Raw genomic sequence first — 12,217 nt, 5'->3', positions numbered from 1 at the left:
TAAGTTGTTAAAAAGATATAAATCGAGTACTTCAGTACGATAGGTACGATTAAATCGTTCAATATAGCCATTTTGATAAGGGCTACCGGGCTGGATATAATCAATGGTTATATCATGTGATTTAGCCCAGTTTATAAAGGTTTTTCCTGTAAATTCTGGCCCATTATCGACCCGTATTTTTAATGGATACCCATGATATTCGGCCAGTTTATCTAAGTAACGGGTAATCCTTCCTGCGAGTAAGCTTACTGCAATATCAATACCTAACGCCTCACGATTAAAGTCATCGATGACATTGAATGTCCTAAAGCGACGTTGATTACGACTACTGTCACTCATAAAATCCATTGACCAACATTCACCTTGTTTATTGGGGACTAATAACCTTTCTGGGCATCGTGGAGGAATGCGTTTTTTACGCTTTACCCTGAGATTAAGCTTTAATTCACAATACACCCGATATACCCGTTTATGATTCCATTGATAGCCGAGCTTTCTGATACGATGAAAACATTTAGGAAAGCCCCAACGTAAATGCCTATCTGTGATAGCATTCAACACCGAAACAATCACCGAATCATCCAGTAACTTAGGTTGATAATAGTAAGCACAGCGGCTTAAGCCAACAATGGCACAACTCATAGCAATAGTAACCAAATGATTTTGTTGTAGTTGCTTTGCCCACGTTTTACGTGCCTTTGTGGGCACTAAAGCTTTTTTATGATTTCTTCCTGAAGCTGAGATTTTAAGCTCAGTTCGGCAAACATCAGCTTAAGCTTGCGGTTTTCAGCCTCCAGCTCCTTTAAGCGTTTAATATCCGACGTTTCCATTCCGCTGTATTTTTCTCGCCATTTATAGAAAGTTGAATTACCCATGCCATATGTACGGCACAACTCTTTAACGGGTACACCTGCCTCTGCTTCTTTTAAAATAGCGACGATTTGATGTTCAGTCATTTTTTTCATAATTAAATCCTCTTTTACTTTTATCATAGAGAATTTTCTACTTTTTTGCTGTACTATTTTAGGGGGTAGTTACATAAAGGTGCATCTAAATGGTTAGTGATTTTTAGATAATGAAAAATGGGTATGAAATAAATCATAACCCGCCACCTATTATTTAAAAGCTACGCCGTATTAGCCCAAACTTAATCTGATAAATACTAACTACTCATCGGAATTCATTTTAATAAAATAAATATCCGATGAGTAAAATAAATTCTCCAGTTGTTTTCCTTCACTAGTGCTTTTGCATCTATCTAAGTATGTATAAAAATGCATTTCCTATTTTTAATTACGCCTATTGGTTATCAGAACAAAACGCACACAACAATTTACTCAAAGCTTATCCAAAGCGAGTAAAATAACCCGCCAATACTTAACGTTTTTATTTAAAACGACTTACTATTCTATTAAATACCTTAAAAACGGTGTCGATATTAAGATTCAACCACCAATAAAATCTAAATTGACACGCCTCCCCCCATATTTGGTTTACCTTTGTAATGCTTTTAAAATAAATACAGTTAATATGCTGAGTTGCTTTTTATTGAAACGGATGTATTGCCTGAAATCTTTTTAAAAAGATCTTTACGCTCATTTTTATTAAAAAATGTCCACGCCACAAATCGGCTTACTTTTTGTCCTTGTGCCATGGGCATAATTTTACTATCAATGACACCTGTCGCTTTTAATTGTTTTTGTATCAATTCTAATGAGGATTTTTTAGATACTAACGAAGTAAACCATAAGCATTGATGTTTAAACACTACACTTTCTTTAATCATCTTTGTAATAAAAACACTTTCACCACCTTGACAACAAAGCTCAGCATGTTGCCCACCAAAGTTAAGAACTGCTTTTTGTGTTGGGCTTGTTAACTTACCTAAATTTGTCAGCTTTTTACGCGTACTGGCTAATGCTTCTTGCTCAGAAGAATGAAATGGTGGGTTGCACAGTGTTAGCATGTAAAATTCTTTGGGTTTAATAATATGTTTAAAAATTGCCGTCTTGTCTTTCTGTAATCGACATAACACATATCCATTTAATAGGTTATTAGCTTGGCAAATTAACGATGCTGTTTTAATAGCGATCGGGTTAATGTCGCTACCCACAAACGACCAGCCATATTCAGCCCGCCCAAGAATAGGGTAAATCACATTTGCACCAACTCCGATATCAAGCACTTTCACTTGCTTGCCACAAGGGATCTGATTACCGTTGTCTTGTGCTAATAAATCTGCTAAAGAATGAATATAATCCGCCCTTCCAGGAACTGGCGGGCATAAATAACCATCAGGAATATCCCACCACGATAACTGGTAATAATGGAGTAAAAGCGCTTTGTTGAGCATTTTAACTGCTTTAGGATCGGCAAAATCAATCGACAAATTGCCATAACCATTGGGCTTAACAAACTGTGCCAAACTAGGCAAAGTTTGAATGAGCAGATCAAAATAATAACCGTCTTGATGTTTATTACGGCTATGCAAAGAAGGCTTTTTGAATGATACTGGCACACTGTTCCTATTTTATTGAAAATTAAATAGTCGCTATTATAAAATATTTAGAGCAATTAAGCGAAAATACCGACATCGCAAAACACGTGTAATATCAGTAGAAAATAATCAGTACAGCAATTTATTACCCTCTATCGTTAACGCCAGCTTATAATAGCGTGATTATAATATTTCAATTGTCTCTGTTGTGGTATTTAATTGATAAAACTGAATAAAACGTAATAAAACGCTTTTTAAAATTAATTTTAGTTTTTATTTGTTATAATTGCACCAATTTAAAAAAGTAAAAAATGACATGAAAAATTATTTTAACTTACCGCTGGTATCACTTTTTGTATTATTGCTTTTCCCTTTTGATCTTTATGCAATGGGTTTTAACGAATATGATTTATCACTACTTTGGGCGATTCCTTTTGTGGGGATATTACTTTCTATTGCGTTAATTCCGCTATTTTTGCCACAACTTTGGCACTACCATTACGGCAAAATCATTATTTTTTGGACGTTGTTATTTTTAGCCTTTTTGTTGTTTTCATTTGGTTTGCAAACCGCCATCAATATTACCGTTCATGCAATTATGGTGGAATATCTTCCTTTTATCTTGTTATTGTTGGCACTATTTACCGTTTCAGGCGGAATTTTGATTAAAAGCGATGTGCTTAGCACACCCAAGCTAAATGTTGGTTTGCTGGCAATCGGAACGGTATTAGCCTCAATCATGGGTACTACAGGCGCAGCAATGTTAATGATACGTCCTTTAATCAGAGCCAATCGAGAGCGAAACTGCGCCGTGCACACGATTATCTTTTTTATCTTTTTAGTCGCCAATATTGGTGGCGGGCTAACGCCACTGGGCGATCCACCTTTATTCATTGGCTTTTTAAAAGGTGTTAATTTTGGCTGGACAGTTAAATATATGTTATTGCCGATTTTACTTAACTCATTGTTGTTATTATTTATTTATTATATGATTGATTGCCACTACTTTCGTTTACAATATGGTAATTTGCCCACTTTGGCTTCAACCACAAAAAGTACAAAAGTTAAAATTTATGGTATAAGAAATATTTTTTTATTATTGGTAATTATTGCTAGTGTACTAATGTCGGGCATTTGGCACTCATCAATTTACTTTACCGTTTTAGATGCACACATTACTTTATCTAATTTAATTCGCGATATTATTTTCATTACCATAACAATAATTTCGATAAAAATAACCCCGAAACAAGTACGTGCAGGTAATGAATTTAATTGGGCTCCCATCGTTGAAGTTGGAAAGCTATTTATTGGCATTTTTATTACTATTGTGCCTGTGCTAGCTATTTTGCACAAGGGTAGCAACGGCGCGCTAGCGCCTTTAGTATCGCTAGTAACCAACTCTCAAGGCGAGCCAGTTAATAGTATGTACTTTTGGTTATCTGGTTTGCTTTCGGGTTTCTTAGATAATGCACCAACCTATCTTGTTTTTTTCAATTTGGCATCGGGTCATGCGGTAATATTAATGACAACACTTAACAAGACATTACTCGCTATATCAATGGGATCGGTTTTTATGGGGGCACTGAGTTATATCGGCAATGCGCCTAATCTTATGGTCAAAAGCATTGCCACTCAAAATAAGATTAATATGCCCAGCTTTTTTGGTTATATGAAATGGTCAATATGTATATTAATTCCTGTGTTTATTATCGATAATTTAGTCTTTTTTGTATTTTTTAGCGAGTAGTAGCACATAATCAAATAATATGATTATTTCATTTAAAAATTAAGCACTAAAATACCTATGGATAAAATAATTTCTATTTACCGCCATATTGTGAATTTTGCTTTAAATTCGACAAGAATAACGCCTTAATAAATTTTCATTTTGGCGTTTTAAATAGCCCTCACCACTCATTAATTATGGTGGCAAAATACACATCAATTGTCATCCATCATCAAGTTGAAGTGCAGGTTTTCCGCTCAAGTGATGATTCACTAAGTGAATTTTTATTTCATTACTTCCATACCATTTTGTTAAATAAATTTTATCTAACTTAGGTGACTAATGCATACAATGATGAACAATATTGCTTTCTGTGGTGTGCAATGTGTTAAAAATGTAAGTAACCAATATCATATATTATAAGATTCAGTCGTTTTACACTTTATGTGTAAATATTGTTATAATGTTCGCATTTGCGAACTTATTGAGAGTGATATATGTTAAATCAGTTAAAAGCAATTATTCAGTATCTTCTACCTAAACAGGTATTAACCGCTATATTTGGGTGGCTTGCCAAAAAACAGTTGGGAAAGGTCACAACATGGATGATTATGGGCTTTTGTAAACTATATAAAGTAGATTTGAGCGAAGCAAAAATTAGCGATGCAAAAGAATTTAAAACATTTAATGATTTTTTTGCTCGTGAATTGAATGATGATGCGCGCCCGATTGATACTGGAGATAGCTCAGTTATTATGCCGGCCGATGGTGTCATTAGCCAATTTGGTACTATTCAAGATACCCAAATGTTACAAGCTAAAGGGCATTTTTATTCTTTAGAATCTCTGGTTGCTTGTCATGCTGATATGATTAAGTTTTTTAAAAATGGTTCATATGTAACCACTTATTTATCACCTAAAAATTATCACCGTTTTCATATGCCTTGTGACGGTATTTTGCGTGAGATGATTTATGTGCCTGGTTCACTATTTTCAGTCAATAAAGCAACAACCGAAAGCATTCCAAATATTTTTGCACGTAATGAACGTGTAATTTGTTTATTTGAAACCGAATTTGGGCCAATGGCACAAATTTTAGTTGGTGCAACCATTGTTGGTAGTATAGAAGTGCTATGGGAAGGCATTATTACGCCACCGCGTGAAGGTATTATGAAACGCTGGAATTATGCCGAAGGCATACAATTAACCAAAGGACAAGATATGGGATGCTTTAAATTAGGCTCAACGGTTATTACGCTCTTTGCATCAAATGCCATTGAGTTTGAAAGCTATCTTAAGGTGGGGGATGTTACTCGTGTGGGTCGAAAATTAGCCAATAGGATATAGCTTTATGTGGATTCGTAGTGTTTTGTGCCTTGCTGTGGTGTTGTTTTCTTCACTCACCTTTGCTGAAGAAACCATGCCAATCATTAATAATGAAGAAGATCTTTCACAAGTTGTTCACCAGTTGAGTGATAAAAATGATGAGCTCAGACAAAATATGGAGCTACAAAAAACGCATTTAACCAGTATTATTAATGAACAAAACAATATCACTACACAGATTTCACATGTACAAAATACGCTAGCCACGCTTGATGAGCAAGGTGAATGGCTGAGCTTTTCAACAGCGCTTGGCGAAACTTTACGTCAACAATTATTACGCTTACCCGAAAAACCTAAATCGCAAGCACTTGATGCCGAAATTGCCGAAGCAAAAGCCCAACAACTTAATTATAGCAATATTTTAACTTCCTTAGGTGATTATCCAACTTTAACCAATCCACTTAATAGTGTGAAAGAAGCCACGCAATATCGCCGTTTAATTCGAGAACAAACCGAATTACTTAAGACGCTTATTTCTGGCACGGATACCACCATCTTAGAATTAACTAAATTAAAAATTGCAAATAAGCAACTCACCAATGCAATTGACGAAGTGAACGATGCTGCACATCGTTACTTTTTTTGGGTGGCAGATGTCAACCCAATATCGATGAGCTATCCAATCAACTTAGCTAAAGATGTGGTTTATGCGATTTTTTCAATCGATACCCTTTCACAACTTTATAATGCGAGCGCAGAAGTGCTTAGTGCGCCAAAGCCACTGTTTTTAATTATTTTGTCGTTAATGTTTGTGTTTGCGCATTTTAAGATGCGCGCTAAATATAACATTTTTTTAAATAAATCAGCGAGCCGCGTCGGTAAAGTAACACAAGATAGTTATTCTTTAACGCTAAAAGTGGTTATGTTTTCATTAATTATGGCGTTACCAGTACCAATTTTGTGGGCGGTGTTTGGTTATGCGTTGCAGATTAATTGGGATTATCCCGTCGCCTTTGCATTAGGTTATGGGGTGAATGCAGCAGCACCAATTTTATGGGTATTTATTATTTCAGCCCATTTTGCCTCATCGAATGGGCTTTTTATTGCCCACTTTGGTTGGCCTGAACGTAGCGTACGTGCAGCAATGAAATATTATCAACTTTCGATTTGGCTTGTGATTCCATTAGTAATGATAGTCATGAGTTTTGACGAGTACAACAATCGTCAATTTGCTGGCACCATTGGTCGCACGGCTTTTATTTGCCTCTGCTTTGCTTTAGTGTTTATGACTAACGCCATTCATCGTGCAGGGGTTCCTCTTTATATTGATAAAAAAAGCTCTGGTGATAATTTATTAAGTCATATTTTATGGTTTATCTTATTGAGTGCGCCATGGCTTGCCATTATTGCGGCTTGTTTGGGCTACTTATCGACGGCCCAATTGCTATTGGGGCGTCTTGAAGCATCGGTCATTATTTGGTTTGCACTGTTAGTTATTTATTTTATGATTCGCCGTTGGATGTGGATCCAAAAGCGCCGTATTGAATTTGAGCGCACCAAGCAACGTCGTTTAGAGCGCATGCAACGTGCCAAATCACACGATGAAGATATTAATTCACTTAGCGACAACGTTGATGAACCCATTATTGATTTAGATGCTATTAGTGCTCAATCTTTACATTTAGTGAGATCAATTATTATGATGATTGCGCTCATTAGTATGATTTTGTTATGGTCAGAGCTACATTCAGCTTTTGCCTTTATGAATAATATTAAACTGTGGAAAACAAATGCCATTGTTAACGGCACTGAAATTGAGCAATACATTACTCTTGGAGCGGTATGCATTGCGATTTTAATCATGACAATTACCGTGCAGTTAGTCAAAAATTTGCCTGCTTTGTTAGAATTAGGCATTTTACAACATCTAGAGCTAGCTCCAGGAACAGGCTATGCTATTTCCACCGTTTCAAAATATATTATTTTGATGGTAGGTTGCATGATTGCGTTTTCTTTTATTGGTATCGATTGGTCTAAAATTCAATGGCTTATTGCTGCACTCGGTGTTGGGTTAGGTTTTGGTTTACAAGAAATATTTGCTAATTTTATTTCGGGTTTAATTATTTTATTCGAAAAACCAGTACGCATTGGTGATACAGTGACAATTCGTGATTTAACAGGCAATATCACCAAAATAAATACTCGCGCCATTACCATTGTGGATTGGGATCGCAAAGAAATTGTAATGCCTAATAAGGCTTTTATTACTGAACAATTGGTAAACTGGTCGTTATCTGATTCGATAACGCGTATTGTGTTAACCATTCCAGCAACGATTGATGCAGATAGTGATCTGGTTATCAAACTACTACAACAAGCTTCAAATGAATGTGAATATGTGCTTAACGATCCTGAACCTCAAGTCTTTTTAGTAGATATTCAAGAAGGCATTCAGTTGTTTGAGTTACGTGTTTTTGCTGCCGAGATGGGACACCGCATGATGCTCCGAAGCGCTATACATAAGCTAATACTTGAAGCTTATCGTGAACATCATTTGACATTACCATTCCCACCATTACAAACCAATTTGGAAGCGTTAGGTCGCAAAAGTGGACGTCGTAGTTATACTGTTGGTACCATTTAGTTAAATAGTGTCTCTAGCCATGGCACACCGAAAGCGCCGGGAGCAAGCAATACAAATGCCCAGACGGGTGCAGATGCAATATTGGCCAGATTAAATTTGGCAGCTGGCATATGCATTGTGCCAGCGATTAATGGCACAATTGCACGTAATGGTCCAAAAAAGCGCCCAATAAACACTCCTAGCACTCCATAGCGCAAAAAGAATTGTTCGGCACGATAAACTAATTTAGGGTGTTTATTGAGAGGCCATGAAGCAATAACTTGTTGATGATAGTGCTTTCCTAACCAATAAGATAAGAAATCCCCTAAAACAGCTCCCATGGTAGCAGCAATTAATACAGGTAAAAATGATATTGCACCGCCACCGATTAGAGCGCCTATCCCCAATAAAACGGCAGTGGCAGGAACCAAAAGCGAGACAATCGCCAATGACTCACCAAATGCTAATAAAAATATAATCGGTAACGCCCAAATTTGATGATGCTCAATAAATTGCATGGTTGTCAATGTGATTTCGTGTAGTGACATGGGTTAGCTTGTGAACTATCAATTGATTATAATCAACCATTTTACCATAATATTAGGCGTTTAGAGCTAAGAGCACTATCTATTGTATAATTTTACACAGCATTAGCGTTTTTTAAATTTATTAACATTTGAGCTTGCACTTATGATAACTTTAATGATAACCCAATTAATAAGAGGTAAATTATGACAATCGGTATTGAATCAATTCTTGTGCGTAAATTTAAAAATAGTGAACTACAAAATCCACAACCTGACACACTAGCTATTGAAAAACCAATTGCATTAATTTATAACGGAATTTCTCATGTGGTAATGATGGCAACACCAAAAGATTTACATTATTTTGCAATTGGGTTTTCATTAACTGAGAATATCATTCAATCGGTTAATGATATTTATGGTATTGATGTTGTTGATAGCTCCAAAGGTATAGAAGTGCAAATTGAACTTTCGTCTCGGCGCTTTAGTGAACTAAAGGAGAAACGCCGTAATTTGGCTGGGCGCACAGGCTGCGGTATTTGTGGCACTGAGCAAATAGATCAAGTCTACCAAGCCATTCCTTCTTTGCCTTTAACAAGCCAGATTAAGCTAACTGATTTTAGTGCTACGCTAAACTATTTATCACAAGTTCAACATGTAGGTGAACAGACTGGTTGCACACATGCGGCCGTGTGGTTAGATTTGAAAGGGCAATTTATAGCAGGTTTTGAAGATATTGGCAGGCATGTGGCATTAGATAAACTGCTTGGATTTAGAGCAATGCAATTGCCTAACAACGCTAACTTTCAACAAGGCGTGGTATTAGTATCAAGCCGTGCTAGCTACGAAATGGTACAAAAAGCGGCTAATTGTGGTGTAGAGATTTTGTTAGCGGTTTCAGCTGCAACCTCAATGGCTGTTGATTTAGCCAAACAGTGTAACTTGACGTTATTAGGATTTTTTAGAGGTGATAAAAGCGTGATCTATTCTGGTGAAGATCGACTAATCTAATGCCGATTTTCGCCTTGATCAATTTTGATTATCAAAAATTAATTTTTAATTTATTGAATAATAAAGAATAAAAAAAATTATCTTATTCAATCCAAGATGCCGCCATTCTCACCTTTATTTATTGAGTGAAGATCATCATAATATATACCTCAGAGTTTACTCTGTTTTTTAGTTACTTTATAAGCTTATTATCCAATTAAGCTAAATAATAGGTTATTATTATTTATTTTATTGTGCCTGTTTTACTTTAGCATTTAACTTTTTGAAAGGATACCATCATGCATCAAACTTCAGATATTCAACAAGCCGTTAACTATATTCAAAAACACACAGATAAAAAACCAACTATTGGTATTATTTTAGGTTCAGGTCTAGGACCTTTTGCCGATACACTTGAAGATGCCGTTCATATTGCTTATGACACAATTCCTCATTTTGCAAAATCTGGCGCCGTTGGTCATGCCAATGAACTAGTTATTGGAAAATGTGGCGACAAAACAGTAGTGGCAATGAAAGGTCGCTTTCACTATTATGAAGGATTTTCGTTAGATCAAGTCACTTTTCCTGTTAGAGTGATGAAAATGTTAGGTGTTGAAAAATTGATTATTACTAATGCATGTGGCGCTGTGAATACTGGCTTTAAACCAGGCGATTTAATGCTGATTACCGATCATATCAACCTAACTGCTAATAATCCACTTATTGGACCTAATAACCCTGATTTAGGCGTGCGCTTTTTAGATGTAAGTGAACTTTATAACAAACAATTGCGCGCAACAGTAATGGATGTAGCAAATGAACTTAATATTACCTTACGTGAAGGTGTTTACGCTTGGTGGACTGGCCCAACTTATGAAACACCAGCCGAAATTAGAATGATCCGCGTTTTAGGTGCCGATGCGGTTGGTATGTCAACCGTACCAGAAGCCATTATAGCGCATCATTCAGGTATAAAAACCATTGGTATTTCATGCTTAACCAATATGGCTTGTGGCATTTTAGATCAACCGCTAGGGCATGAAGAAGTGATAGAAACAGCAGAACGCGTTAAATCAACCTTTTTACAACTTATTACAAAAACGATTGAACGTTTTTAATCAGTACTTTTTATTTGTGGTTTTCTATAAAAGATTTTACTTTATTTTAGGAATAAACAATGAACATAAAAAATAGATTAAAAATAATGATGTTTTTCCAATATTTTATTTGGGGAAGCTGGTTGGTGACTTTTGGTGCTTATCTACTAAATACTTTGCACTTTTCAGGTGTTGAAGTATCAATGATTTTTAGCACTAAAGCTTTGGCTGCATTAATTACCCCATTTATTGTTGGTATTATCGCTGATAAGTTTTTGCAAGCCAAACATCTTTATATGTTTTGCCATGCCATTTGTGCAATTGCACTTTTTTATGCTGCATCAATAAACAATGCAACGCTTTTATTTTGGGCGATGTTAGGCAATGCGTTAGCGTATATGCCTACTATTGCTTTATCTAACTCAATTAGTTATCACTGTTTAGATAAAGATAACTTAGATACGGTAGCCACATTCCCTAAAATACGCGTCTTTGGTACAGTAGGTTTTATTATTGCAATGTGGACTGTCAGTTTATGTAAATTAGAGTTGAGCGCTGCTCAACTCTATATTGCTTGCATTGCCTCTTTAATACTTGCGATTTATAGCTCAACCTTACCCAATATCGAAACGCAAAAAAAACCAAAACAGTCTTGGAGTTCTTATTTAGGGTTAGATGCGTTTGTGTTATTTAAAAACCCAGTAATGGCTGTATTTTTTCTATTTGCTATGTTGCTTGGTGCAATATTACAAGTCACTAATACTTTTGGTGGCGCTTTCTTACATGATTTTGGTAAAACCCAGGAATTTCAAAATAGTTTAATTGTACAATACCCCGCTATCTTATTATCTGTTTCACAAATGGCTGAAGTTGCGTTTATCTTAACTATCCCATTTTTTCTCAAAAAATTTGGTATTAAAAAAGTCATAATGATAAGCATAATTGCTTGGACTCTCAGATTTGGTTTATTTGCATTTGGTGATCCAACGCCTTTCGGGTTTGCACTACTTATGCTTTCAATGATCGTTTACGGCTGTGCATTCGACTTTTTTAATATTTCAGGCTCTATTTTTATTGAAAAAGAAGTTAACTCAAATATTCGAGCTAGCGCTCAAGGACTATTTATGACCATGGTCAACGGAATTGGTGCTTATTTTGGCTCAATTTTAAGTGGTGTTGTTGTTGACATCTGTACGCATAATGGTGTTAAGGATTGGCAAACAATTTGGTTAATTTTTGCTTGTTATGCACTTGTGCTAGGTATTGTTTTTTATTATTCATTTAATTATAACTATACTAAAAACAATTCTGTAGAGTAATCCCTTGTTTATGTAGATTAGCGGACTTTAGAATATCACTTATCACTGTTTTGCTACATTTTTTAAATAAATGAGTTAAAAGCCATAGGGGGGCGAATAAAACAAGTCCC

General features: G+C 35.7%; 8 protein-coding genes and 2 pseudogenes. 6 read left to right on the top strand and 4 right to left on the bottom strand.

What is annotated here, in order from left to right:
- The 3 genes from A9G42_RS00545 to rlmF form a co-directional block, all read right to left on the bottom strand.
- Window positions 1-708 (bottom strand): IS3 family transposase (locus tag A9G42_RS00545; RefSeq protein ID WP_065652331.1); only part of this gene is annotated, 708 nt, incomplete at its 3' end.
- Complete coding sequence (locus A9G42_RS00540; protein ID WP_082212193.1) at window positions 708-965, bottom strand: transposase; 258 nt, start codon at window positions 963-965, stop codon at window positions 708-710. The genes A9G42_RS00540 and A9G42_RS00545, both read right to left, overlap by 1 nt.
- 560 nt (window positions 966-1,525) lie before the next feature.
- On the bottom strand, window positions 1,526-2,518 hold the full coding sequence (gene rlmF, locus A9G42_RS00535; protein ID WP_065652330.1) for a 23S rRNA (adenine(1618)-N(6))-methyltransferase RlmF: 993 nt from the start codon (window positions 2,516-2,518) through the stop codon (window positions 1,526-1,528).
- A gap of 295 nt (window positions 2,519-2,813) precedes the next feature.
- Between rlmF and A9G42_RS00530 the strand changes: the two genes are divergently transcribed.
- The 3 genes and pseudogenes from A9G42_RS00530 to mscM all read left to right on the top strand — a co-directional run.
- Entirely contained in the window at window positions 2,814-4,247 is a 1,434-nt protein-coding gene (locus tag A9G42_RS00530) for a sodium:proton antiporter (RefSeq protein ID WP_065652329.1), read from the top strand.
- A 476-nt stretch (window positions 4,248-4,723) separates the two neighbouring features.
- Window positions 4,724-5,569: pseudogene (gene asd / locus A9G42_RS00525) on the top strand (archaetidylserine decarboxylase); the annotation flags it as partial.
- 127 nt (window positions 5,570-5,696) lie between these two features.
- Window positions 5,697-8,195: pseudogene (mscM, locus tag A9G42_RS00520) on the top strand (miniconductance mechanosensitive channel MscM); the annotation flags it as partial.
- Here the strand turns inward: mscM and A9G42_RS00515 are convergent.
- A complete protein-coding gene (locus tag A9G42_RS00515) occupies window positions 8,192-8,722 on the bottom strand; it encodes a DedA family protein (RefSeq protein WP_065583463.1) in 531 nt (176 codons plus the stop codon). The pseudogene mscM and the gene A9G42_RS00515 overlap by 4 nt on opposite strands.
- A 183-nt stretch (window positions 8,723-8,905) precedes the next feature.
- Between A9G42_RS00515 and fdhD the strand changes: the two genes are divergently transcribed.
- From fdhD to A9G42_RS00500, 3 genes are all read left to right on the top strand, one after another.
- Window positions 8,906-9,712 (top strand): formate dehydrogenase accessory sulfurtransferase FdhD, encoded by an 807-nt coding sequence (fdhD, locus tag A9G42_RS00510; RefSeq protein WP_065583464.1) that lies wholly within the window; start codon window positions 8,906-8,908, stop codon window positions 9,710-9,712.
- A gap of 278 nt (window positions 9,713-9,990) precedes the next feature.
- Window positions 9,991-10,809, top strand: a complete 819-nt coding sequence (locus A9G42_RS00505) for a purine-nucleoside phosphorylase (protein ID WP_065568446.1) — start codon at window positions 9,991-9,993, stop codon at window positions 10,807-10,809.
- Window positions 10,810-10,868: 59 nt separating this feature from the next.
- Complete coding sequence (locus A9G42_RS00500) at window positions 10,869-12,107, top strand: nucleoside permease (RefSeq protein WP_065583465.1); 1,239 nt, start codon at window positions 10,869-10,871, stop codon at window positions 12,105-12,107.
- The last annotated feature ends 110 nt before the right edge of the window (window positions 12,108-12,217 follow it).

It is taken from the genome of Gilliamella sp. Nev6-6 (genome assembly GCF_001690605.1).
Taxonomy (GTDB): Bacteria; Pseudomonadota; Gammaproteobacteria; order Enterobacterales; family Orbaceae; genus Gilliamella; species Gilliamella apicola_C.
The sequence above is the reverse complement of the archived record's forward strand: the minus strand, read 5'-3'. Positions and strand labels throughout refer to the sequence as shown.

Coding starts and splice junctions, on each gene's coding strand:
- A9G42_RS00515 (WP_065583463.1), bottom strand. CDS start 8,722: ATGTCACTACACGAAATCACATTGACAACCATGCAATTTATTGAGCAT.
- A9G42_RS00530 (WP_065652329.1), top strand. CDS start 2,814: ATGAAAAATTATTTTAACTTACCGCTGGTATCACTTTTTGTATTATTG.
- A9G42_RS00505 (WP_065568446.1), top strand. CDS start 9,991: ATGCATCAAACTTCAGATATTCAACAAGCCGTTAACTATATTCAAAAA.
- A9G42_RS00500 (WP_065583465.1), top strand. CDS start 10,869: ATGAACATAAAAAATAGATTAAAAATAATGATGTTTTTCCAATATTTT.
- A9G42_RS00540 (WP_082212193.1), bottom strand. CDS start 965: ATGAAAAAAATGACTGAACATCAAATCGTCGCTATTTTAAAAGAAGCA.
- fdhD (WP_065583464.1), top strand. CDS start 8,906: ATGACAATCGGTATTGAATCAATTCTTGTGCGTAAATTTAAAAATAGT.